Annotated in this window: 24 protein-coding genes and 3 riboswitches; of the genes, 11 read left to right on the forward strand and 13 right to left on the reverse strand. The window is 30.8% G+C overall.

Features of this window, described 5'->3' with window-relative positions:
* Window positions 1–31: 31 nt before the first annotated feature.
* Window positions 32–140, reverse strand: a riboswitch (SAM riboswitch).
* Window positions 141–324: 184 nt separating this feature from the next.
* From BS101_RS10950 to BS101_RS10980, 7 genes are all read right to left on the reverse strand, one after another.
* Window positions 325–1,104 carry a nucleoside phosphorylase gene (locus BS101_RS10950; RefSeq protein WP_073538858.1) on the reverse strand — a complete coding sequence of 260 codons (780 nt, stop codon included), beginning with the start codon at window positions 1,102–1,104 and terminating at the stop codon, window positions 325–327.
* Window positions 1,105–1,212: 108 nt separating this feature from the next.
* The gene (locus BS101_RS10955; RefSeq protein ID WP_073538859.1) at window positions 1,213–2,529 is read right to left on the reverse strand and encodes a nitrogenase component 1; all 1,317 of its coding nucleotides are present in this window, start codon (window positions 2,527–2,529) and stop codon (window positions 1,213–1,215) included.
* Between the two features lie 3 nt (window positions 2,530–2,532).
* A complete protein-coding gene (locus BS101_RS10960; RefSeq protein WP_073538860.1) occupies window positions 2,533–3,954 on the reverse strand; it encodes a nitrogenase component 1 in 1,422 nt (473 codons plus the stop codon).
* 55 nt (window positions 3,955–4,009) lie between these two features.
* Window positions 4,010–5,029, reverse strand: coding sequence for an ABC transporter substrate-binding protein (locus BS101_RS10965; RefSeq protein ID WP_073538861.1), 1,020 nt, complete (start codon window positions 5,027–5,029; stop codon window positions 4,010–4,012).
* Window positions 5,030–5,042: 13 nt separating this feature from the next.
* Window positions 5,043–6,224: a radical SAM protein gene (locus BS101_RS10970; protein ID WP_073538862.1), complete on the reverse strand. Its 1,182-nt coding sequence runs from the start codon at window positions 6,222–6,224 to the stop codon at window positions 5,043–5,045.
* Between the two features lie 58 nt (window positions 6,225–6,282).
* Window positions 6,283–7,155, reverse strand: coding sequence for an AAA family ATPase (locus tag BS101_RS10975; RefSeq protein WP_073538863.1), 873 nt, complete (start codon window positions 7,153–7,155; stop codon window positions 6,283–6,285).
* 256 nt (window positions 7,156–7,411) lie between these two features.
* Window positions 7,412–7,520, reverse strand: a riboswitch (SAM riboswitch).
* A gap of 99 nt (window positions 7,521–7,619) precedes the next feature.
* Window positions 7,620–8,657, reverse strand: a complete 1,038-nt coding sequence (locus tag BS101_RS10980) for an ROK family transcriptional regulator (RefSeq protein ID WP_073538864.1) — start codon at window positions 8,655–8,657, stop codon at window positions 7,620–7,622.
* 118 nt (window positions 8,658–8,775) lie between these two features.
* Window positions 8,776–8,880: riboswitch (SAM riboswitch) on the forward strand.
* 263 nt (window positions 8,881–9,143) lie between these two features.
* Here BS101_RS10980 and thiS point away from each other — a divergent pair.
* The 5 genes from thiS to BS101_RS11005 all read left to right on the forward strand — a co-directional run bounded on the left by thiS (window position 9,144) and on the right by BS101_RS11005 (window position 14,255).
* Window positions 9,144–9,359, forward strand: coding sequence for a sulfur carrier protein ThiS (gene thiS / locus BS101_RS10985; protein WP_073538865.1), 216 nt, complete (start codon window positions 9,144–9,146; stop codon window positions 9,357–9,359).
* Window positions 9,349–10,179: a HesA/MoeB/ThiF family protein gene (locus BS101_RS10990; RefSeq protein WP_073538866.1), complete on the forward strand. Its 831-nt coding sequence runs from the start codon at window positions 9,349–9,351 to the stop codon at window positions 10,177–10,179. Before thiS ends, BS101_RS10990 begins: the two co-directional genes overlap by 11 nt.
* Window positions 10,180–10,183: 4 nt before the next feature.
* Window positions 10,184–10,594, forward strand: a complete 411-nt coding sequence (locus BS101_RS10995) for a M67 family metallopeptidase (protein ID WP_073538867.1) — start codon at window positions 10,184–10,186, stop codon at window positions 10,592–10,594.
* A 42-nt stretch (window positions 10,595–10,636) separates the two neighbouring features.
* Window positions 10,637–12,952, forward strand: a complete 2,316-nt coding sequence (locus BS101_RS11000; RefSeq protein WP_073538868.1) for a sulfurtransferase TusA family protein — start codon at window positions 10,637–10,639, stop codon at window positions 12,950–12,952.
* A gap of 73 nt (window positions 12,953–13,025) precedes the next feature.
* Entirely contained in the window at window positions 13,026–14,255 is a 1,230-nt protein-coding gene (locus tag BS101_RS11005; protein WP_073538869.1) for an O-acetylhomoserine aminocarboxypropyltransferase/cysteine synthase family protein, read from the forward strand.
* Between the two features lie 298 nt (window positions 14,256–14,553).
* Here BS101_RS11005 and BS101_RS11010 read toward each other — a convergent pair whose 3' ends face one another.
* The 3 genes from BS101_RS11010 to BS101_RS11020 all read right to left on the reverse strand — a co-directional run bounded on the left by BS101_RS11010 (window position 14,554) and on the right by BS101_RS11020 (window position 15,721).
* Window positions 14,554–14,820, reverse strand: a complete 267-nt coding sequence (locus BS101_RS11010; RefSeq protein WP_073538870.1) for a hypothetical protein — start codon at window positions 14,818–14,820, stop codon at window positions 14,554–14,556.
* A gap of 237 nt (window positions 14,821–15,057) precedes the next feature.
* Window positions 15,058–15,168, reverse strand: a complete 111-nt coding sequence (locus tag BS101_RS24245; protein ID WP_265874375.1) for a hypothetical protein — start codon at window positions 15,166–15,168, stop codon at window positions 15,058–15,060.
* A gap of 271 nt (window positions 15,169–15,439) precedes the next feature.
* Window positions 15,440–15,721, reverse strand: a complete 282-nt coding sequence (locus BS101_RS11020) for a hypothetical protein (protein WP_073538871.1) — start codon at window positions 15,719–15,721, stop codon at window positions 15,440–15,442.
* A gap of 353 nt (window positions 15,722–16,074) precedes the next feature.
* On the opposite strand from BS101_RS11020, the gene spoIIID reads away from it, so the two are divergent.
* The 4 genes from spoIIID to BS101_RS11040 all read left to right on the forward strand — a co-directional run bounded on the left by spoIIID (window position 16,075) and on the right by BS101_RS11040 (window position 19,464).
* Complete coding sequence (spoIIID, locus tag BS101_RS11025; RefSeq protein WP_073538872.1) at window positions 16,075–16,356, forward strand: sporulation transcriptional regulator SpoIIID; 282 nt, start codon at window positions 16,075–16,077, stop codon at window positions 16,354–16,356.
* Between the two features lie 224 nt (window positions 16,357–16,580).
* Entirely contained in the window at window positions 16,581–16,934 is a 354-nt protein-coding gene (locus BS101_RS11030; RefSeq protein WP_073538873.1) for a hypothetical protein, read from the forward strand.
* A 275-nt stretch (window positions 16,935–17,209) separates the two neighbouring features.
* On the forward strand, window positions 17,210–18,190 hold the full coding sequence (locus BS101_RS11035; protein WP_073538874.1) for a sulfide/dihydroorotate dehydrogenase-like FAD/NAD-binding protein: 981 nt from the start codon (window positions 17,210–17,212) through the stop codon (window positions 18,188–18,190).
* Window positions 18,187–19,464, forward strand: a complete 1,278-nt coding sequence (locus tag BS101_RS11040; protein WP_073538875.1) for an FAD-dependent oxidoreductase — start codon at window positions 18,187–18,189, stop codon at window positions 19,462–19,464. The genes BS101_RS11035 and BS101_RS11040 overlap by 4 nt, the downstream gene beginning before the upstream one ends.
* A 128-nt stretch (window positions 19,465–19,592) precedes the next feature.
* Here BS101_RS11040 and BS101_RS11045 read toward each other — a convergent pair whose 3' ends face one another.
* From BS101_RS11045 to BS101_RS11055, 3 genes are all read right to left on the reverse strand, one after another.
* Window positions 19,593–20,522 carry a carbon-nitrogen hydrolase family protein gene (locus BS101_RS11045; RefSeq protein WP_073538876.1) on the reverse strand — a complete coding sequence of 310 codons (930 nt, stop codon included), beginning with the start codon at window positions 20,520–20,522 and terminating at the stop codon, window positions 19,593–19,595.
* A 155-nt stretch (window positions 20,523–20,677) separates the two neighbouring features.
* The gene (locus BS101_RS11050) at window positions 20,678–20,983 is read right to left on the reverse strand and encodes a DUF6506 family protein (RefSeq protein WP_073538877.1); all 306 of its coding nucleotides are present in this window, start codon (window positions 20,981–20,983) and stop codon (window positions 20,678–20,680) included.
* 228 nt (window positions 20,984–21,211) lie between these two features.
* Window positions 21,212–22,120 carry an AraC family transcriptional regulator gene (locus BS101_RS11055; protein ID WP_073538878.1) on the reverse strand — a complete coding sequence of 303 codons (909 nt, stop codon included), beginning with the start codon at window positions 22,118–22,120 and terminating at the stop codon, window positions 21,212–21,214.
* 161 nt (window positions 22,121–22,281) lie between these two features.
* On the opposite strand from BS101_RS11055, the gene BS101_RS11060 reads away from it, so the two are divergent.
* Together BS101_RS11060 and BS101_RS11065 are read left to right on the forward strand one after the other, a co-directional pair.
* The gene (locus BS101_RS11060) at window positions 22,282–23,196 is read left to right on the forward strand and encodes an EamA family transporter (protein ID WP_073538879.1); all 915 of its coding nucleotides are present in this window, start codon (window positions 22,282–22,284) and stop codon (window positions 23,194–23,196) included.
* A 106-nt stretch (window positions 23,197–23,302) separates the two neighbouring features.
* Window positions 23,303–23,539 carry a hypothetical protein gene (locus BS101_RS11065; RefSeq protein WP_073538880.1) on the forward strand — a complete coding sequence of 79 codons (237 nt, stop codon included), beginning with the start codon at window positions 23,303–23,305 and terminating at the stop codon, window positions 23,537–23,539.
* Window positions 23,540–23,601 lie beyond the last annotated feature (62 nt).

The raw sequence follows: 23,601 nt of genomic DNA on the forward strand, positions 1-23,601 counted from the left end.
AGAGAACCCATAAGAAGCTGTATCCTATTGTCTCTCATCTTTCAGGTTATATTACCTGCTGGAATTAGCACCATTGAATATGAATACATTCAGGTTGCCGGGCATCATAGGGCCAGTCCCTCCACCTCTCTTGATAAGAAGTTCTATATTTAATTATTCATCTTTTGATTTAAATTATATAATCTTTAAAATGTTTTGTCAATACCAAATTTAATTATAATTTCGAAAAATTAGTATTTTAAATTATAATAATTCTAATAATCCAAATATATATTATTTTCATTCTATTTTCGAGCAATTCTAAAGATGGTTTTCTTAAATTTACTAACCATATATATCCTTATGGACTAATTCTGTAAAAAGTTCTAAATTATTAAGCAATACATTTTTAATAGTTTGTATAGTATTTTGTAATTTTTCAGAACCGAATTGCGGATTCCAATCAGTCCACAATTCATCACTGATCGCCAAAATATTACATACATCTATTCCCCTATATTTTCCTACAACATATAGTGCTGAAGTTTCCATTTCCACAGCAGCAATACCTTTTTTCTTGTAATCCTCGACTTTACTTTTTAGCTCTCTATAAATTGCATCTGTTGTCCAAATGGCTCCAGTGGTTGAATGGATAGCTTCATTGCAAAAAGCTTTTTGTAATTGTTCCAATAGTCTTTTACTCGGCAGACCCTCGGAATTATCTTTTAAATAATGATAAGAGGTCCCTTCTTCACGAATACAATTATTTGCAATTACTATACTTCCCACAGGTATGGAGGGCTGTAGACTTCCAGCAAAACCAATTCCTATAAAAACTTTTGCACCACAAACAATAAGTTGTTCAAGTGTGCTAACCGCAGATGGCGCACCCACTGGTAGGGCGACAAAAGTTACATCTCGGCCATTAGTTGTCCAATTGTAAACAATACTATTTTTTGTCCAATTTGCCATGGGTTCTAACTGAAATTCCTCTGCAATAGTTTTTATTAAATTACCATCCCACGAGCCAATAACTATAGGAGCAATTTTGTAATCATCTATTGATATTCCTTGTCTTAATGCTAAATGTTCTAGAAACAATGCTGCATTAATTTTTTCTTCCATAACTATTTTTCTCCTTTTAATTAAGATGAACCTGCAATAATCGCAGCCTTCCCTTTAAAACTCATTTTATCCTATCTAAAATATACAGACCACACGCGCTGTATTACATCAGTTAAAATTTCTAACCAGTGTAGCTATATCTTCAAGTAAAGTAACTGCACCTTTATATCCTATATAGGTTTTATCTAAAACCACACTGTCCCATATAGGAAAGGATATATGGTGAATAGGAACATTAATTTTACCTGCAATTTCGTCTTCTAATGAACTTCCAAGTATCAATTCAACTTCACTATTTTCAATGATTTCATTTATTCTCCCTTGATCCTCTTCAAAATATAAATCTACTTCCTCTGAAGATAAAGAGCTCTCCATTTCTTTTATTAAATGCTCTTTATAAATATCCTCTGGATTATCTGTAATAATAATAGTTTTAGGTATAAGTCCTAATTCTTCTAAAAAGCTACTTATACTCGATACCAAATTTGATTCAGAAATAATTGCAAATTCTTTTTGTAAATTATATTCATAATAAAAATCCGCTATGTTTTCCAAATAATAATTGAGTCTATTCTCTTCAGACCTTATAAATTCATCTATTATATTTTCACTTATATCAAGCTGTCTGCCAATTTTTTTTATAAAAGAACCTGTATTGAAACCCACAGGTAAACTATTAAAATTTAAATAAGGTATATTATATTTATCTTTTAAATATTCTACTGCTCTTATTCCTCGAGATGAAAATACCAAATTTAATCCGGCATTAGGAATCTGCTGCCATTTTTCAATACCTTGTTCAAATCCAAATAAAGTATTTACTCTTAATCCTATAGACTCTAAAATTCTTTTTAATTCAAATAAATTGCCCTGCCAAAACACATCCTGATTTGGAATAATTCCAAATATATTTACAAATTCTTTTTCCCTTTTAGAAGATACCTCATAAATTTTAGGCAGCTGTTCAATTAAAGTTCTTACTGTAATTTCATATCCATAGTGTATATCTCCCTTAAATCCAGGAGCTTGTACATTTATAACAGGATATTTCTGTTCCTGAGCCTCTTTCGTCATAGCCGGTATATCGTCACCCACCAGTTCAGTAGCACATCCGCTTAAGACTACATATAAATCAGCATCCAGCACTTTAATGGTATTTTTTATCTGCTCTCTCAATCTAGATGTTCCTCCAAAAATCACCTGCTTTTCAATGACATTACTAGAAGACACCTGAATACCACCAGTATACCCAGAGCCTCTATTACCACTTACTTTGTTTACTCCTAAATATTGTTGAACTGCACAACCTGCAGTTGAATGTACAATAGGTACAGCTCTTTCTATATTTTCAACTGTCTGAAGTGCTCCAGAGAATGCACAGCTATTTCTTGAAGCATCAACTATGCTAGTATTATTTATATCCATACCTTATTTTACCTCCTGTTTTATATACCAATTAGTACTTCTGTTATACCAATTTTTGTTATAAGGTAACTTATCTGCTTTTGCAAGTTTCTCCACAAATTTTTTATTTTTAATTGCTTTATTAATGATCTTTATAAAATTTCTAACACCATTAAATCCCAGTATATCCAAATTATCGACAGCAACAGAGGAGATTCCAAGCTTTGCGGCTAAAACACTATGATGACTTAATCCTATATATAAATCAGGATTCAATCTATTTAAAATACTTTCCTCTTCAAAAGGCTGCCCATCTGCCACATGAAATTTTATGTTTTCATCTAAATTTTGAATATAGATTAAATCTTCTTTATTTAAATTATCTATATGATCTACAGTTATTCCCGCTAGGCTTCCTTCAAATTCTTTTATTAACTTTACAACTGAAAATGCCTTAGAAGCAGGTAAATTTATATATACTCTTAATCCATTTAATTTATTCTTATTCACATATTCTTTTAAATTATCAGAATGTTTGTAAAGTATATCTTCTACATTTTTTTCTAATCCCAAAGTTTTTGCTATACTTATAATCCAATTATTTGTCCCTTGCACACCTATAGGATATAAATTTGATAAAAATGGTATTCCATATTTTTCTTCTAGCGATTTAACAAAATAATCTCCTTCATCCTTGTTTATACTGATAGAAAGTGCTGCTTTAGATACTTTATTGATATTTTCTAATGTTGAAAATCGTGGTAATATATTTGCTTCAATACCTATTTCATTTAATAAATTTTTAATTTCATCCAGTTCTCTTTCACTTTCAGATATAGATATTAAATTTATAAGATTAGATTGAGTTTCTTCTTTTTTATTTGTAACTAAATATTTGCAAATGGCATGAAATACAATATCGCTTCCATATATTCTAGCTTTAGATTTAAATCCATCAGAAAAAATGGGAACAATTTTTATATTTAATTCGTCCTCAAGTTCAATTAAAGGAGATAAAATATCATCATTATTTATAGCTATTACAGGTGTGGCCACAATAAAAACTACACTAGGCTTATAACTTTTATATAATTTTTTTATTGCCAATTCTAATTTTTCACCACTTCCTAAAATTGAATCTTTTTCATTTAAATTGGTGACAATCCATCTTCTAGAATTAGAATTATCTTTAGATAAGATATTTAATTGAACTGCACTGCATCCAAGTGGTCCATGAATTACTATACCTGCATCATCAATACCACTAAGTGCCTGAAGAATGTATATAATCTCATCAAATGAGGTTTGAGAAAATGTTCTTATCTTCTGATCTATTTTACCTTCTTCTATACTATTTAGAATTTGATTAACATCTCCAAAATATGCACTTAAGGTATTCAACCTTTTTTCTCTTATTTGAGGTTTTCTCCTGTCCAACAATCCCATCCAAAATTCCTCCTGTTCTTAATTATCATTGTGGAATTATACACTTTACCTTAATCTACTTTATATTTTCAGGTTTATACGTAAGTTTTTCTGGAAGTGCTTCCTTTAAAGCATCCGTATCTATTTTATCTTTTAAATTAAATCCACCTTTAATCAATTTATTAGTTGAAGAATATTCATACACATCTTGCAGCTGTTTTACATCGTCGTCATTTAACCTTATGTCATTCGAACGTGATTTAATATCTTTTTCCAAACTATCTTTTGGAGCTTTTAAAGCTTTAGCCATTACTTCAGCTGCCCCTGATGGGTCTTGATTCATATATTCATTAGCATCATTCAATGCCAATAATATATTTTTTACTACATCTTTCTGCCCCAAAAATTTGCTGTTAGCCGCCAAAAATCCACGAGCTGCAAATGGTATGTCTGCCTTACTTCCTATAACTTTAGCTCCTTTTACAGTTAAAGCTTTATCTAGAAGGTTTCCAGAAAAAAATGTTGCTTGGACATCTCCTTTTTCAAATGCCGATAGAATTTCTGCATCTGAGCTAAATCCCTGTTTTTTCACTTCGTCTATTTTTATATTATATTTTTCCAAATACCTCACCATAGCATATTCATCTACAGTACCTCTTTTGACTCCGATAGGCTTCCCTTTTAATTCTTCAGGAGAATTTATTCCATCACGAGCCACCACTTTCTCTTTACTTGAATCAACTTGCTGAATAAAGCTAAAAATTTTCAAATCTCCGCTGCTTAATCTGGAAAGTGCTGCAAAATCCATTGCCAATCCAACATCAACCTGATTAGTAAGTACAGCATCTATAGTATCAATTCCATAGGAATATGGATTGATTTGAGCATTAATACCATATTTTTTAAAATAACCTTTATCTCTGGCAACATAAAAAGCAGTGGAAAAGACACTGGAATCAGCTCCAATTTTAACTGTTACTTCCTTCTTAGATGAATCTGACGTACTTTCATTTTGTGAACTACTGCCGCATCCAGTAACTATAACCATTATTACAGTAATAAATAAAACAATTAAAGATAATTTTTTAATTTTCATCAATATCTACTCCTCATTTAAATATAGGTAATAATTCATCTTCTATTTTATACAAGTCATGACAAAGTGTTGTAGGCTCAGCATTACAATCATATAATTGCTCATAGGTAAATCCTGCTTTTTTAAATATACTATATACTTTATATGCCATGTCCAAATGCCATTCCGGTTCCGGTGTGCGATGTCCTTCCAAAGCTGAACCTGGATTCGGACACCATGCCCCTGCAAAACATATTACTCCCTTTGATGCAAGATATTCTACACCCTCCAATGTAGAATTTTTAGGTTCAATTCCAGCAACTATATTGGATCTTATCTTACCAAATCCAAACACTTTTACAGCATATTCCAGAGCTTTTATCCAGTTATTCCAACCACCACATTGTTCTACCTTACCAGGACAAATACTTTTAAAAATATTCTTGTCCCAGATTTCTATATTCATTGCCATTGTTCTATATCCTGCTTCCTTGTATTTATCAATAACCTCTAAATCAACCGGGGCTCCTATAACTCCTGTTCCATTAAAATCATCTGAACCTGCATGTTCTCTAATAGATTCAGCTACATCGACGTAATAATCCACTTCTCTTCTCTCTGGAATAAATCCTCCTGTAACCGTAACATGTTTAGCTCCTTCTTTATACGCAGCTGCCACCACTTCACCTATCTGTTTTGGATTTTTTATAAAGATTTCTTCCTTTTCTGCATAGGTATCTTTGGTGGAATTTATGTTACAAAACAAACAATCCAATCCTTTGTCTTTCAACGCACATTCATTACTATATACTACAAAGATAGTACCTTCCCTATTATAGGTGGCTATATGTGACATCTCCGTACCATCTGAAGTCTTATAATCATAGTATTTGGGGCGATTTAAAAATTCTATAGAAAATATTTCTTTATTGCCTTCTGTAAGATAATAAATACTATTATCATATTTAATTTCATATCTAGAATTATTATTCCATCTAAAATTTACTTTCAATCCACCTGGAGTATTAAATCCTACAGGGAAATCAATACCATTATACGTATGATGATCCATTTCAAATAATGTATGAATTTGCTTTTGATATTTTTTATCAAAATCCAAATGTTTGAATATCAGAGGTTCCGCCTTTATTCCTTCAACCATCACTGCATTTTTTATAGCCAATTCTCTGTGCAATTGTTTTTTTATATCACTCATATAAAAATCCTCCTACTTAAAATTTTATTTACAGATGACACTACCCCTTCTAACTCAATTAAATTGAAGCGGGGCCTTCTACAACTTTAGGGTCAAACTTGTATATTTTATCCCCCCAGTTTCTAGCCCAATCTCTAAGTTCATTAACACTTAATGGATTAGGTATGCTTAAATCCTCATCTTCTGCTATAAACTTTGCTAGTTTTCTATAAATATCAGCATGTTCAGATTTTGGATTAGCTTCAATTACAGTTTTCCCATAGAGTTCACTTTGAGACACTACTAATGACCTTGGAACGTATCCCACTACTTTAGTCCCCGTTTTTCCAGCAAAATCACTCACTATTGCCTTAGAATAACTTGCACTTAATCCATTACCAATTATCCCTCCAAGCTTTGCCCCTCCAGTTGGTGCATATTTATTTATTGCCTTAAAAAGATTATTTGCAGCATAAATGGCCATAAAATCTGATGATGTTACAACATATGCTCTATCTGTAATACCATCTCTTATTGGTACTGCAAATCCGCCGCACACAACATCTCCTAAAACATCATACAGTACATAATCTGCCTTATACTTTTCGAATAAATCTAGTTCCTGTAGAAGTGAAACTGCTGCATTAATTCCTCTACCTGCACAGCCCACTCCTGGAACCGGTCCTCCAGCTTCAATACATAGAACTCCCCCAAACCCCACTTTGGAGATATCTTCTAATTTAACATTACTACTTCCTCTCAAACTATCTAATACCGTAGTAAGATAATTTCCTCCCCTTAAAGTGTTAGTGGAATCACTTTTTGGATCACATCCAATTTGTATTACCCTATATCCTGATTCAGCCAAGGCAGCACTGATATTTGAAGTAGTTGTAGACTTTCCTATTCCGCCTTTACCATAGATAGCTATATGCTTTGTCTTTTTAATCATAATAAATTTTCCTTTCTCAATAATTTTACTATGCCTATACTTTTTACTATTTTGGTATAAAGTGTATACAATTTCATTTCTCTATTTTTTCATTTCCATCACCCCACATATTCTTACTTATTTTCTACTAAATACATACACAATAAAAGGTCAAGCATAACTTATTATTATAAGTTAGCTTGACCTCCAGTATTCTAGTCAGTCCAAATAAAAAACTTCCTATGGAGAGAACCCATAAGAAGCTGTATCCTATTGTCTCTCATCTTTCAGGTTATATTACCTGCTGGAATTAGCACCATTGAATGTAAATACATTCAGGTTGCCGGGCATCATAGGGCCAGTCCCTCCACCTCTCTTGATAAGAAGTTATCTAATTCATTTTTAATTTACGTACATAATATAACTTTTAAAATGCTTTGTCAACATAAAATTTTTATTTATTATAATTTATCTTTTTATTTTCATTATATTTTACTGTCAATGCATCTTTCCAAAAGCAAAGCCGCAGCCCCTATTGAAATTGCATCCTCTTTAAAATATCCATCTCTTTTAAAAATAACCTTTTCAGGAACATATCTTACACACGTTTCATAAAACAAATCCGAATTAATTAAAGGTCCACTTAATATAACACAATTTAAATCCAATAAATCAATATAAAATTCCATACTTTTTCCCAATTTAGAGGCAGCATCAAAAATTATCTTTTCAGACAGTTCATTGTTTTTTTGAACTGAAAGGCATACCTTATTAAAATCAACATCTTGATTTGTATTGATAACCATATGCTCAAAAGCATATTCATTATCATCTACTGTTTTTATAATTCTATCTTGTAAAATTGTCCCTTCCCTTACTCTCAATCCACAATTAAAATAAGCTAGATTTTTAAATTGTTTTCCACTGCCATATAAATACTCTGCAATAGCAGCTGAATTTGCACCATTTTCACTAACTACATTACATTCCAATTTTTTTTCAAGTATTTCATCTATATTCACATCATTCCAGACATCTGTTTCAATTCCAAGTCCTACTCCAATAAGATCAATAAGCTCCAAACTTAATTCTATGTAAGCATCACTTATAATTCTTACAATTTTTTCCACAACTTCATTATATGAATTGGAAGAATCAACATAAAAACTCTTTTTATAAAAAATTTCCATTCTTAAATTTACTATGGAAACTTGTACATGAGTTTTAGATATATCTATCCCTATAATATAAAATCTACATACGTTTATATCATACAGAATAGGTTTTCTACCTCCTGTAGATTCTCCTATACATTTCTGTACTATAATACGTTTTTTTTCAAGAGGACTCATAATACGATTTAATGAAGTCAATTTCATTCCTGTTCTAAGCAGGATTTCATTCTTAGTCATGGCTCCATCTTTCTGAATTAAATTAAATATATTTTTTTCATCCGGGTTTAAATCTTTAAATAATCTATAATTGTCCACCATAATTATCATACCTTTAAAAATCAAATACAAAAAACTTACCCCTATAATAAACTGAAACCTAGGGCTATGTCAATAGCATAACAGTGAAAAATATATTATTGACAGGATTAATTTAAGTATGTTAGTATTTAAATAATTAAATATTAAATTCTTATCAAGAGAGGTAGAGGGACTGGCCCTGTGATACCCGGCAACCTGATTGTTTTCAATGGTGCTAATTCCAGCAGGCATGTATTTGCTTGACAGATGAGAAACTTGAATGAAAGACTTTCTTGTAACTCATAGCAAGGAGGTTTTTATTTTGGTTATCAAGTTTTTACGGTTTAGGAGTTTGCTCATGAGAGGAACCTATCTAGAGGGCAGTAGTGCTTGTTTACCACTTTGAAAAAGCTGAGGATATCAGCTAAATTACAGTTTTTGGATAAATTTATATTTTCTTTTTACCAAAACGGTTAAAACATCAAATGGTGTGAATTTTCTTATGCTATTTAATATTAAAATAACAAGGAGGACGTCATGAATATAAAAATAAATGGAGATCCTAAAGAAGTAAAGGATGGATTAACAGTAACAGAACTTTTAAAAATTGAAAATGTGGAAATGCCAGATATGGTTTCCGTGCAATTAAATGATGAATTTGTAGACAGAGCTAACTTTTCAACTACTGTAGTAAAAGAAAATGACAAAATAGATTTCTTATATTTTATGGGTGGTGGGACTTTTGGATTATAGTGAAAAACAAATAGAAAGATATTCAAGGCATATAATACTATCAGAAGTTGGAGTAGAGGGTCAAGAAAAGCTTCTTAATTCCAAAATACTCATAATTGGAACTGGAGGCCTTGGAGCACCTGCGGCTATGTATCTTGCAGCTGCAGGAATAGGAACCCTGGGTCTTGTAGATGGAGACAATGTGGACCTTTCCAATCTTCAAAGACAGATAATACATGAAACTGAAGATGTAGGAAAACCTAAAGTTCAGTCTGGAAAGGAAACTGTAAACCGTTTAAATCCTGATGTAAATGTAATTACCTATAATGAATTGGTAGATTCTCGTAATATTTTAGACATTATAAAAGATCAAAACTACGATTTTATTATAGATGGTACCGATAATTTTCCAGCTAAATTTTTAATAAACGATGCTTGTGTACTTTCTGAGAAGCCTTTTTCCCATGCGGGAATAATAAGATTTAATGGACAACTCACCACATATATACCAAACAATGGTACACCTTGCTATAGATGTATCTTTCAATCACCACCACCTGCTGGAGTAGTACCTACCTGCAGAGAAGCGGGAGTACTCGGTGTTATGGGAGGAGTAATAGGTACTCTTCAGGCAACAGAAGCAATTAAATATTTACTTAATCTTGGAAATAATTTAGCTGGATATCTTTTAACTTACAATGCACTTACTATGGAATTTAGGAAAATAAAATTAGGTAAAAATGAAAACTGTGGAGTATGCGGACAACATCCTACCATAAAAAATCTTATAGATTATGAACAAGCAGCCTGCGACTTAAGAACAGGAGAGTTGAAAGGGTGATTATATGATTTATATAGATAAATTAGAATATGAAAAGATTGTAGAACAAGCAAAAAATGAATTTCCTCATGAATGCTGCGGATATTTGTCGGGAAGTATATCTGGAGAGGATATATTTATAAAAGAAATATATCCTTTAATAAATATAGATAAAAGCAGTGAACACTTTTCTATGGATCCCAAGGAACAGTTTAATGCTTTAAAATCTATAAGGAATGCAGGACTTAAGATCATCGGGAACTATCATTCACATCCTTATTCTCCCTCCAGACCTTCTGAAGAAGATAAAAGACTCGCTTTCGATACTAAAATATTATACGGAATTTTATCACTTGAAAAACCTGAGCACGTATTTAATCTATTTAAAATAGATAAGGACAAAAATGTGGAAAAACTAAACTATACTATAAAATAGTTCCACATTTTTAAAAAGTAAATTAGTGGGAGTGATATTTATATGATAGCTATAAATGAAGAAAACTATAAATCTATAGAAGACATTAAAGATAAATCGGAACAATATAAACTAGCTACAATAGACCCTTTAAGATTCAAGGCCTTTAGAGTTTCCATGGGAGTATATGAACAAAGAGAAAAGGAAACCTATATGGTAAGAACCAGAATACCCGGTGGTGTTATAAACTTAGAACAATTTAAGTGCATAAGTGAACTTGGTGCAAAATATTCCCAGGGTAAAATCAGATTTACTTCAAGACAGGATATTCAATTTCAAAGTGTCAATTTAGAAAGTGTATACCCTATAATGAAATCTCTTATAGAAGTGGGAATTATTACAAAAGGTACTGGAGGAAATACTGTAAGAAATGTAGCATGTTCCCCTCTTTCCGGGGTTTCATTAGATGATGTATTTGACGTAACTCCTTATGTAAAAGCTGCTACTAATTATTTAATAAAAGATCCAACTACAATGAATCTTCCTAGAAAATACAAAATAGCTTTCTCAAATAGTAATGAAGACACTGCAAATGCTACAGTATCGGATCTTGGATTTATAGCCAAAATATTGAATAATAAAAAGGGATTTGAATTGTATGGAGGCGGTGGATTTGGAGGAAGCCCTTCAGTATCCCTAAAATTAAGAGATTTTATAGAAGCAAAGGATATTCTCTACTATATACAGGCTATGAAAAATCTCTTTGAAAAGGAAGGAGACAGAACCAATAAGAACAAAGCTAGAATAAGATTTATAGTCAAAAGACTTGGGCAGGAAAAATTCATCCAATTATTTAATGAAGAAGTAGATAAATTAAAATCATCTGTAAATCTAGATGTAGATGTAAATGAAAATGAGTTTATATTAAACACCTCGACAGATATAGTAAAAGAAGCAGCTGTATCTGAAGAATTAAAAAATATATTATTTCCTCAAAAACAGTCAGGATATTATTCTGTCTATATACATCCACAAAGCGGTCATTTAAGTACAGATAATTTAGATGCTATACTTGGCTTTGTTAAAAACTTAAATTACAAAACCTCAATCAGGGTTACAAATACTCAGGGGTTTTTTATAAGAGATCTTAAAGAAAATGATGCTGAAAAATTAATTGGTATGATCAAAGATTTTACTTCTATTTATAATATAGATAATTCTCTCACCTGTGTTGGAGCTTCCACATGTCAGTTAGGACTTTGTCTTTCACAAAATCTCTTAACTGCCATAAAAGAAGAGTTTAAAAATACTTCTCCAGAAATAAAATCCTCTCTTCCAAGATTATATATATCAGGATGTCCTAACTCTTGTGCCCAACATGAAAAAGGACAGATAGGACTTCATGGAAGAGCTAGAAGAACCGAAGGAGGACTTATACCTATGTACTCTGTTTCTCTGGGAGGAAAAGTCGGTTCAGGATGTGCCAGGATGGGAGATGCCTTTGGAGATATTCCAGCTAAAAAAGTTCCTGAATTTCTCCATGAGCTATCAAAATTAAAAGTTAATTCAAATTATGATGACTTCTATGAGTTTTTAGCTGATAAATCTTCTGATATAAAAGAATTAATAGAAAAATATAGCCACATAGAAAAATTTATTGGTGAATCGGATATTTTCTTTGATTTTGGAGCCTGTGAAAAATTCTCCTTGAAAAACAGAGGTCCTGGAGAATGCAGCAGTGGAGTGATGGATGTAATTAAGCTTGATTTATCCAATGCTAAATCTTCCCTTGCTAAATATAAGGAATCTGAAAGCCAACAGGATTTATATTCCTCTGCTGTATCTTCTGCAAGAACCCTTCTGGTACTTAGAGGAATAGATACAAATAAACCTAGGGAAATATTCAAAGAGTTTGAAAAAGCCTTTATAGATACAAGTTATGTTAAATCTTCAATAAAAAAGCTATTTGAAAATCTTATAGATTACAAGCTTGGAGATCTAGAAAATATATCTGATAAATTTTCTGAAATAGAATATTTATATAAAAAAGTTGAGGCTATGTATGAATCCTTAAATGGAAAGCTGGAGATAACTCTTCCTAAGGAAGAGCAGAAAGATACACCATTTGATGATGGAAAACAACCTGAAGAAAAAAAGGACTATGAAATCATCGATTTTAGAGGAATAAAATGTCCTATGAATTTTGTAAAAGCTAAAATTGAGTTATCCAAAATTAAACCAGGACAAAAAAGAGGATTTTATATAGACGATGGTGATCCAATAAAAAATGTACCGGAGAGCATAAAAAAGGAAGGACATAAGATAGTTTCCATAGATAGGAATTATGAAGGTTATAATCTTTTAGTTGTAGAAAAATAATATCAAATTCACAATCAGTCAACTGACATAATTATATTTGATTGTGTCAGTTGTAATGAATTGAGGTGGAACTATGAAATTCAATACTAAGCTTATACACGGAAATTTAAAAACAGATGCAACAGGTGCTACCAATGTTCCCTTGTATTTATCAAATGCCTATGCCCATACTAGTGCAAAAAAACTGGAAAATATATTTAAAGGCAGGGAAATGGGATATTCCTATACAAGAATATCAAATCCCACAGTTACTTCTTTTGAAAGAAGAATTGCCAGTATAGAAAATGGTTTAATAGCAACCTCTGCTGCCTCTGGTATGAGTGCCATCTATATTTCAATAATGAACATAGTAGAACCTGGAGATGAAATAATTGCTTCCAGCGGCTTATATGGAGGAACCTATACATTAATAAGAAATTTAAAATTATTAGGTATAAAGGTGAGATTTTTAGAAAATATAGATAAAGCAACTTTAAAAGAAGCTATAAATAAAAATACTAAGTTAGTTTTTGCTGAAACTATAGGAAATCCCAAATTAGATGTTTTGGATATAGACTCTGTATCTAAAATTTGCAAAGAAAATAACATAGTTTTAATGATAGATTCTACAATAACTACTCCCTACCTTATAAAACCCCTGGAATATGGAGCAGATATTGTAATTCACTCTACATCAAAATATATAAATGGTACTTCCAATTCCATAGGAGGCATTATAGTAGATGGCGGCAGCAACAAATATATGGATTCAAAATATGAAAATTTTAGACCTTATACTAAAAGATATGGAAAAATGGCCTTTACAGCTAAGTTAAAAGATACCATAGAAAGAGATATAGGTCCTGCCCTATCCCCCTTTAATGCTTTTTTAAATCTTACAGGAATAGAAACTCTTTCTCTTAGAATGAAGGAACATTGCAAAAATGCCTCAACTGTAGCTGAACATTTAATGCGAAATAGTAAAATAACTGATGTAAATTATCCGGGTCTTGAAAACTCAAGATACTATGATTTAATAAAAAAATATTATCCAAATGGAAGTGGAGGTATTTTGACTTTCAGGCTTGGAAGCAAAGAAAAAGCCTTTAAATTTGTAGATAATTTAAAGCTTATTTTAAACCTCACAAATATAGGTGATACTAAATCCATAATAATTCACCCTTCTTCCACCATATGTGCTAATAATACTAATGAAGAGAAACAACAGATGGGAGTTTATGAGGATTTGCTCCGTTTATCCGTAGGAATAGAAGATGTTGAAGATATACTTGAAGATATTGAAAATGCTTTAAAATACATTTAATTTTTATTCATTACTACTATTGAAAGTTCGAAGGTTTAGTAATATTGCTGCATTTAAAAATAGCACCCTTAAATTTTGTTCTTACGAAACAAAAGGGTGTCTTCTTTATTTTGGTTTACTTTATCTTTTAATTTACATAATATTTATACTGTATACTATAATTTTATCGTATAATTTTTATTTTAAAGTATTTATATCATAAAAAATAGCATCCAAGATTAAGGATGCCAATATAACTATTTAACAATTTCTATTTGTAGCCGTAGTATATGCTTTAAGTATAACATTATAATTATGTTTAGCTTTTTAAAATTTCCATTAACTCTTTTAATTTATAATGTTGATAAAATTCTTCCCCTTTTTCATCAATTGTTTTTAAATGTCTCTTAATCATAGTTTCAATTATAGACATATCCTCCAAATATTTTCTATAGGAACAAGTACATTCTACTAAAGTATTTTTATATTTACATTTTGCTCTCAAAGTATTATCCCACCTAAAAACATGACATTGGATTTCTTCATTATTGTACTTTAAATAATATGGAAAATCATCATATTTCATAAAATCACCTCTTAATTATTAACAATTTATATGTTATAAGGTTATTGTGATTATCTAAGATTTTTCCTTAACTGTACATTTTTATTTTATCTATTATTTTAATATTCCACAAAATAATTAAATATCCTTCTATATGCACAAATAATATTAAATAAACATCAAAAAATGAAAATTACCATAGGAAAATACTCCTATAGTAATTTTCAGATCAAGTGATTCAAAGGTTCATCTCATAATTTATTTTAATGCTTCTACAACTTCAATAGATTGGACATTAACTTCATAAGATTGTTTATCTTTTATAGTAATCCACAGCACCTTTTCTTTTTCTAAATTAACATTAGACAATCTTTATCTTGGATTTTAGTTGACATAAAATTAACTCTTCATTAAATAATATAATATTTTTTACATTACATATCTAATAATTTAATTAAATTATAATACTATGGAGAAATAACATGTTAAATTATGCATAACAAGCAAAATTCTTGTTTATATAGTTGAGGATTATACGTAAATGTTGTTTTAAACGAATGACTAATTAATTTCATATATAATTTAAAATTAATATAGGATAGTTAGTTAAATATTTAACTAACTATCCTATGTTTTTAACTTAATATTCCTCTTTAAAATTTTTTTGCCAATTACTCTTTTCAACTCCGTCTATTTTATCAAATACATCTTTTAAATAAAAAAATGCTTTATTAATTTCAATATCTCTTTTATTTTTAATAACACCATTTTCTTTTACGCTTTGATAAAAACTATTCTTATGCTTATTAAATCCTATATATACTTTTATACTTGCCCCAAATTCCTTATAATTACCATATAAATATGGTTCTCCTTCTTTTATGGTATTAAATATCTGTAATATTTGATCTAATTTATCCATTTTATCTGCCTCCTTCTCATCTAATAATTTTATTTTACTACGCTTGTCAACTTATTGCAATTGTGGCGTTAAAAGCTTACCAAAAATGGTCTTTCACAAAGTTTATTCTTTTCTTACCTGAATTACATAAGCTTCACATTAATATATCACTAAACAATCATATTTTTTAAGTATTATTTTATTGTCAAGAAAACTTAAATCAAAAGCCTATATTTTATTCACTAAAATAACACAGATTTCACATTGTTGGAATGTATTTTACACATAATTATTAATTATAATTTATTTCAAAAGAAAGTTAAGTTAAATCAAAATAGTGTGATAAGCACTAAATATTACGAGGAGTGAAAATAATGAAAAATTATAATAATATTGAAAATAGAGTTATTGAAGTATCAAAATATATCATGGCATCCAGAGCGACAATAAGAAATACAGCAAAAGTGTTTGGAACTTCTAAAAGTACAATACATAGGGATATGACGAAAATACTACCTCAATTAAACCCCCAAATAGCTGAACAAGTAAAAAATGTTTTAGCATATAATAAATCTATTAGACATATAAGAGGCGGCGAAGCTTTAAGAATAAAAAAACAAAAAGAACGTATGGGGATTACCCAATATACCAGTTAGAGGAAAATTCCCTTGATACTTTTATCCTGCTTTTTTACTATATCTATCAATTTTTTACGACTCATAATTATTCCATGCATTTTACATATATTTTTTTATAGTAAAATGCATGGAATTCTACGTTAATGTATTTTATCATCTTCATAAATATATTTAATCTTCATTCACAAATATTCCATTTTATTCATAGTATATCATTGTAAATAAATTTGTGGAGGTACTTCATGAGCATCAACAATGATGTTAATGACACTATAAGTAAAGAAACGCCTGAGAATTCCTATGACTTTGAAAACTCCTACGATTTTGAATCTACTATGTATTGTCCCTACTGTTCCATGCCCTATACCCGATTAATGGATGATGAGTACATGGAGGAAGATCCTTATGATGATGAGCTTGAAGACGATGAGGACTTTTCGTATTATCCTGGATATAGACGGAAAGATCCGAGAAAACGCAGAAGGAGACGCAGACGCAAAAGGGGACGTAGACGCAGACGTAAAATGCATAATATGCCAATAGGATTTATCGTACCTGTTATGCTGCCATATAGTGGTTATGACGATTGGTATTAGTATTTAGAATTCTTACTTTATATAACCTACTTAATTTGTATAATACAGAAAATAGACGCCAGTTTTATTACTGGTGTTTATTTTTTACATGATCTAAATTCATTGCATTACATAAAATTAAATTGCATTACAAGTTTTATATGGATAAATCAAATAATTTCCTAGTGTTATATATTTTAAAGTAACAAAACATTATATTGAAAAATAACCTGATATTATACACAGTTTTATCAAAAATAAAAACTCACAATAAATAATAGACGGAGGTTATTTGCATGTATTGTATTGATGCTGGAAGTATTTATTGTCCATGTCATCTTGCAGAAACTCTTAACTGCGTGGCTTGTTCTCAGCTTTCTGGTGAAAAATTCTGTCAATGTAAAAATTGGCATGGTATATGTATATATGAACAATGTATGTCAAATGGAAATAAAGTAAAAAAATTGAGAGAAACTTATACCTCATATATATTAAAAAAAGAAGTACCTCAGGATGATTTATGTATATTTACACTAAAGGCTCCCGAAGATCTTGTAAAAGAGCTAACTTATCCTGGAAGTTTTGTATTTATGAGAGGTGAAGAAAGTATAAATTATTATGATGTTCCCATATCAATAATGGAAGCTAACACAGATGAAATTTTTTTAAAAGTTGCCATAAAATTAATTGGTATAAAGACAAAAAAACTATTTCAGTTAAATAAAAACCGAAAAATACTACTTAGGGGTCCTTTTTCAAATGGAATAATGGGATTATCAAATATTTATAATGCCAAGGGTGGCACATCTTTAATTATAGCAAGAGGAATAGGTATTTCGCCTTCAATTTCCGTTATGAAAAATCTACACTGTAATAATAACAAAATTATATCTATTTTGGATACCCAATTTGAAAATAACTTTGCCAGGGAGTACTTTGAAGAGTATAGTTCTAAAACCATACACTGCAGTATATTAGATGATGGAAATATTACAGAGGAATTTAAATCTATTTTAAAGGAAATCATGGATGATGAAAATATAAATATAATTCACTGTGGTGGTTCCGATACATTAACTTATAAAATTATCCAATTAGTAGATAAATCTATAAATTTCTCCTGCTGTAACAATGCCAAAATGAACTGCGGTGAAGGAATATGCTCAAGCTGTACCAATAGCTGTGGAAATAATGGAATTAAGAGGTTATGTAAAATTCAAATGGATCCAAGAGATTTATTTAAAAATAAGGAATTATATAGGAGGTCTTTTCAATGAAGGCAGTAGTAATTGGTTCCGGTTGGTCTGGATGTGCAGCAGCTCTAACTGCTAAAAAAGCAGGGGCAGATGTAGTTATGTATGAAAAAACAGATATGGTACTGGGCCTTGGAAATGTAGGGGGCATAATGAGAAATAATGGTAGATATACAGCTGCTGAAGAAATTATTGCCCTTGGAGCAGGAGATTTAATAAATATTACAGATAGTGTCACTAGGCATAAAAATGTAAATTTCCCAAGTCACAATCACGCCTGGTTGTATGATGTAAACAAAATAGAACCAATTGTAAGAAACTATATCTTATCTAAAGGAATAAAATTGAACTTGATATCACGGGTAGTAGATGTTGAGATGAAAGGAAATAAAATTAAAGGTGTCTACACCTCTAATGGAGAATATGAAGAAGGTGATGTATTTATCGAAACTACAGGTTCCACAGGTCCTATGGGAAACTGTATGAAATACGGAAATGGATGCTCCATGTGTATACTAAGGTGTCCAACTTTTGGTCCGAGAATAAGTATAAGCAACTGTGCGGGAGCTGAAGATTTCCATGGAGAAAGGACAGATGGAAATTATGGAGCTTTTAGTGGCTCATGTAAACTTGCCAAAGAAACTTTATCTAAAGAGCTTGTAAATAAATTAGAAGAAGACGGTGTGGTTGTTCTTAAAGTTCCAAAAGAAGATATAAACTTGGATAAGCTAAAAAATAAAGTTTGCCAACAATATGCCTTAAAAGAATTTGCGGAAAATATAGTACTTCTTGATACGGGACACGTAAAACTTATGACCTCTTATTACCCCTTAGATAAATTAAGAAAAATACCTGGTTTAGAAAATGCCAAATTTATAGATCCTTATTCCGGTGGTAAAGGAAATTCTATACGATATTTATCTGTGGCACCAGTTTCTGATGACTTAAAAGTAAACAACGTAGAAAATCTATTCTGTGCAGGAGAAAAAAGTGGATTATTTGTAGGTCATACTGAAGCCATTTGTACAGGTTCTCTGGCAGGACATAATGCTGTAAGATGTGCACTTGAAATGCCTACTTTAATCCTTCCAAAGGACACAGTCATAGGGGATATAATAAGCTATGCAAATTATAAAATACGCACTAAAGAAGGACGAAAAAACAGGTATACTTTTGCCGGTTCAGAATATTTTGAGAAAATGAAAAAAACAGGACTATACACCATAAATTCAGTAGATATTAAAAATAGAATATCTGCCCTTGGTTTATCAGATGTATTTAATAAGAGTCTAACTTAAAGGTAAGGTACTTGGATTTGATTTCACATAAATCTAAGTACCTTTTTACATCTATTTATTAAGTTACAACTTCCAAATCACAGTCTCCAGTGGCTTCAATACATCTGCAATATCTTCATCTCTTTCTGTTATTCATGTACAATAAGTTCAAATACATCAGGCCTGGAATAATGACCAAATACATCAAAATCTATTCTGCTCTGAACAATTTTATCTAAGTCCAAATCTGCAACAAGTATGTCCTCCTTATTGTAAACAGGTTCAATTATGTATTGTCCAAAAGGATCAACTATACAGCTTCCGCCAGGACACATAATTTCAGGTTGTGATTCCAACTCATGATAATAATTAAGATCTGTTGGATACATACTTTTCTCCACATATTGGTTGCATCCAATTACAAAGCATCTTCCTTCTAAAGCAATATGTCTCATTGTACACTGCCATTCTTCTCTTGAATCTGCCGTAGGTGCTACATAGATTGTCACCCCTTTTGCATACAAAGCCGCACGGGCTAAAGGCATATAATTTTCCCAACATATTAATGATCCCATTCTGCCATAAGGTGTATCAACTACTGTAAGAGTACTCCCATCCCCTTCACCCCATACACAACGTTCTGTTCCAGTTGGTTTAAGTTTTCTATGTTTTCCTAAAAGTTTTCCATCAGGTCCAAAAAATAAGTTTGTACAATAAAGTGTTCTGTTTATCTCTCTGCTGTCTTTTTCTACAACTCCAATAGATAAGTAGACATCTGCTTCCTGAGCTGCTTTTCCAAGAATATCTGTAATATTCCCGGGAACTGCTACGGAACTTTCATAGTAACGCTGCCAATCTTTACGTCCTTCCATAGTTCTACTTCCTACAACAAATCCAAAAGAAAGTCCCCTTGGATACGCAGAAATAAATGCTTCAGGAAAAACTACAATACTAGCTCCCATTTCCCCTGCTTTCTTAATTAATGTAAGAGTTTTCTCAACAGTATCATCAAGATTCATAATAACTGGTGATGTTTGAACAACTGCAACTCTCACTGATTTAATAAAATTTTTTGTCATGATATCACTCCTATAATAATTTAACAAATTCTTTTCTCACTGATAAACTCCAAAGGTCGGTGAAGTTAACTCTAATGACAACAAAAATAAAGATCCCAAAAACTAAAAATGCACCCTTTGCCAAGTAGTGCATTTTTAAGCTAGAAACGCTTTAATTACTTAAAAAGTTCATCCCCGCTTTTAAAATCAAATCCAGGATGGTGGTCAAATTTTACAGCGCCAACAGATGCTTTTCCCCTTACAGCCTTACTCACAAGTGCTATACCTTCATTTCCAAATCCTGCACAAAGTTCTATGGCCTTTACACCTTGAGAAACCAGTTCTACTGCAGCTGTTTCAGCTTCACTATAGTTCTTTACCCCCACTACAGTTAACTGCAAAACAGGTGTATCTATCACTGCTCTATGAATTTTATAATCAACTTCTGGAGCAACAAATATAAATGCAGCATTAACTTTCATTTTTATGATCATTCCTTTCATCTTATTCAAGGCACAAAACACAGTAAAATTTAGTGCTATGAACAAATTTTATTTTATAATTAATCATATATTGGCATATATGCATACCTTCCCACTTTAACAATCTTCACGTATAATTATACTATATATGTCAATATCGCACTAATTCAATTTTCTAAAACCATTTTTCCTATTAAATCTTTTAATATACTAAGTATATATTAATAATCATTTGTAATATTTTAAGTATCTGCTCCTATATTCAGAAGGAGTACGCTTCATATATCTTTTAAATACTCTACCAAAATAGCTTGTCCCATTAAAACCTACCTGAAAGGCAATATTAGAAATAGAATCTTTACTTTTCAAAAGCAATTCACATGCTTTTGAAATTCTATATTCCATTAAATATTGAAAAGGTGTTACCCTTAAAACTCTTTTAAAGCTGCGGCAGCACTCACTTTTGCTAATATTTGCTGCCATTGCAATGTTATGTAATAAAATATCCTCTGAATAATATCTATGTATGTACTGAAGCGCTAATTTTACACGCTCTTCATCAAAGGAAAATACAGCTGCACACTCTTTAATATCTCTTTTTATTTCTCTCAATAGATTTAACCAGAGACTACTTAAAAAATTTCTTATTTCCAATTCATATCCATAAGGTTTTTCATTTGACAATAGGAAAACTTTCTTTAAACACTTTAAAATATTTTTTTGCCATTGAATATCGGGTGTTAAATAGATAAATTTAAAATCACTACTTTGTAAAATTGGATTCACATATTTTTTTTCAATAATTGACTCTTCAGTACCTCCTATTAAAATAGGATGAAAAACAATGGAAAACATCATACACTCATTATTGTCATAAGGTTTAATTTGGTGGAGCACATTGGAATTTACCATGATTCCCTCTCCAGGCTTTAAAATTACTTTTTGATTTTCAACAGAAAAATACATCCTGTCACACAGTGAATATGAAAACTGTAGTTCTTTATGCCAATGCCACCTAATATGGCCATCTTGAAACAAGTTAAATTTATCCGTATAGATTGCTATTGGGAAACTGTGGGAACCATGTTTTGTAGTTTCCTGTAAATTGTCATCTACTTCTATTTTTGCTACCTGCATATTTATCATCTCGCTAATATAGTTTTAAATATTGACAATATATTAATTGTTATGCATTAAAAATAATAATAAAATTATTACAGATTTATTTAAATAAATCAACATAATTATAGTAAATTAGATAATTAATTTGGATAATTACGAAGAAAGCGAGTGAGAATATGGTAAACTTTCAACCAAGAATAAAAGGAATACTACTTGTAATTACAGGGGCCATGTTTTGGGGAATATCAGGTACTGTGGCCCAATATCTATTTCACCAGAAAGGTTTTACCCCAGAATGGCTTGTTGTAGTTCGCCTCCTGGTATCAGGATTACTTTTATTATTATATACTTCTTGTAGAATCAATCATAATATATGGGATATCTGGAAACTAAAACATAATGGCCTACAACTTATATTTTTCGGCATTATAGGTATGTTAGGTGTACAATATACCTATTTCGCTGCTATCAAATATGGAAATGCAGCAACAGCCACCATACTTCAATATTTATCACCCATAATAATTACCTTTTATCTAGTCATTTCCACCAGAAGAATTCCAATCCTGCAAGAAACACTATCTGTTATACTGGCAATATTAGGCACATTTTTTATCATTACAAAAGGCAATCCTCACAGTTTATCTATTTCCAAGCTGGCCTTATTTTGGGGAATTGCTTCAGCTTTCACAGCAGCCTTCAATACATTGCAGCCCCGTTCTCTTCTTGCCAGATGGGATTCTTCAATTATAGTTGGCTGGGGAATGCTAATTGGTGGACTAGCTTTTAGTCTTATTAATCCACCCTGGAATTTTACAGGTGAATGGTCTATTGCTTCTATATTGGCTGTTATGTTTGTAGTGCTATTTGGAACTCTCATCGCCTTCTATTGTTACCTTGAAAGCTTAAAATATATACAGCCAACAGAAACAAGTATATTATCCTCTGTTGAACCTTTATCTGCAGCCTTTTTATCCGTGGTATGGCTGCATGTTCATTTTGGTGTATTTCAATGGTTAGGAACACTATGTATTATAGTTGCAATTATAATTTTATCTGTTGTAAAAAATAAAGAAGTGGTATATGAATAAAATTAATTATACTGTACTCCTGAATTATTTAAATTTTATACATAAATCAAATATGTGGTAACTATACTTAATTTATTTTAATATAATAAATCTGAGGTGAATTGTAATGTCACTTTTTGATTCAATAACTCCTAAAGATCTGTCCATTTTAGCAAATCTAATTGCACTTGCACTTACAGAAGGAAAATCTTCTGATGAGAATAATGTATTGGGAAATTTTTTAACTGCGGTCTCATCTAACATACTTAATATTGCATCCCAACAAGAAAATCTTAAATCTTCTGAAGAAAAAAAGAATCAGATTAAAGACCTTCAGAATCAAATTAAAGACCTCAAAAAATGATTTATAGCACATGGATAATTTTACTATTCATGTGCTTTTATAATGAATTTTTTTACAAAAAT

It is taken from the genome of Clostridium kluyveri (genome assembly GCF_001902295.1).
In the GTDB taxonomy this organism is placed as follows: domain Bacteria; phylum Bacillota; class Clostridia; order Clostridiales; family Clostridiaceae; genus Clostridium_B; species Clostridium_B kluyveri_B.

Bases quoted from the DNA above. Each gene is read 5' to 3' on its own strand.
- BS101_RS10970 (WP_073538862.1), bottom strand. From the start codon at position 6,224: ATGAGTGATATAAAAAAACAATTGCACAGAGAATTGGCTATAAAAAAT.
- BS101_RS10975 (WP_073538863.1), bottom strand. From the start codon at position 7,155: ATGATTAAAAAGACAAAGCATATAGCTATCTATGGTAAAGGCGGAATA.
- BS101_RS10950 (WP_073538858.1), bottom strand. From the start codon at position 1,104: ATGGAAGAAAAAATTAATGCAGCATTGTTTCTAGAACATTTAGCATTA.
- BS101_RS11060 (WP_073538879.1), top strand. From the start codon at position 22,282: ATGGTAAACTTTCAACCAAGAATAAAAGGAATACTACTTGTAATTACA.
- BS101_RS11030 (WP_073538873.1), top strand. From the start codon at position 16,581: ATGAGCATCAACAATGATGTTAATGACACTATAAGTAAAGAAACGCCT.
- BS101_RS11045 (WP_073538876.1), bottom strand. From the start codon at position 20,522: ATGACAAAAAATTTTATTAAATCAGTGAGAGTTGCAGTTGTTCAAACA.
- thiS (WP_073538865.1), top strand. From the start codon at position 9,144: ATGAATATAAAAATAAATGGAGATCCTAAAGAAGTAAAGGATGGATTA.
- BS101_RS10965 (WP_073538861.1), bottom strand. From the start codon at position 5,029: ATGAAAATTAAAAAATTATCTTTAATTGTTTTATTTATTACTGTAATA.
- BS101_RS11055 (WP_073538878.1), bottom strand. From the start codon at position 22,120: ATGCAGGTAGCAAAAATAGAAGTAGATGACAATTTACAGGAAACTACA.
- BS101_RS11010 (WP_073538870.1), bottom strand. From the start codon at position 14,820: ATGAAATATGATGATTTTCCATATTATTTAAAGTACAATAATGAAGAA.
- BS101_RS11035 (WP_073538874.1), top strand. From the start codon at position 17,210: ATGTATTGTATTGATGCTGGAAGTATTTATTGTCCATGTCATCTTGCA.
- spoIIID (WP_073538872.1), top strand. From the start codon at position 16,075: ATGAAAAATTATAATAATATTGAAAATAGAGTTATTGAAGTATCAAAA.
- BS101_RS11000 (WP_073538868.1), top strand. From the start codon at position 10,637: ATGATAGCTATAAATGAAGAAAACTATAAATCTATAGAAGACATTAAA.
- BS101_RS11065 (WP_073538880.1), top strand. From the start codon at position 23,303: ATGTCACTTTTTGATTCAATAACTCCTAAAGATCTGTCCATTTTAGCA.
- BS101_RS10955 (WP_073538859.1), bottom strand. From the start codon at position 2,529: ATGGATATAAATAATACTAGCATAGTTGATGCTTCAAGAAATAGCTGT.
- BS101_RS11040 (WP_073538875.1), top strand. From the start codon at position 18,187: ATGAAGGCAGTAGTAATTGGTTCCGGTTGGTCTGGATGTGCAGCAGCT.
- BS101_RS11050 (WP_073538877.1), bottom strand. From the start codon at position 20,983: ATGAAAGTTAATGCTGCATTTATATTTGTTGCTCCAGAAGTTGATTAT.
- BS101_RS11005 (WP_073538869.1), top strand. From the start codon at position 13,026: ATGAAATTCAATACTAAGCTTATACACGGAAATTTAAAAACAGATGCA.
- BS101_RS10995 (WP_073538867.1), top strand. From the start codon at position 10,184: ATGATTTATATAGATAAATTAGAATATGAAAAGATTGTAGAACAAGCA.
- BS101_RS11020 (WP_073538871.1), bottom strand. From the start codon at position 15,721: ATGGATAAATTAGATCAAATATTACAGATATTTAATACCATAAAAGAA.
- BS101_RS10960 (WP_073538860.1), bottom strand. From the start codon at position 3,954: ATGGGATTGTTGGACAGGAGAAAACCTCAAATAAGAGAAAAAAGGTTG.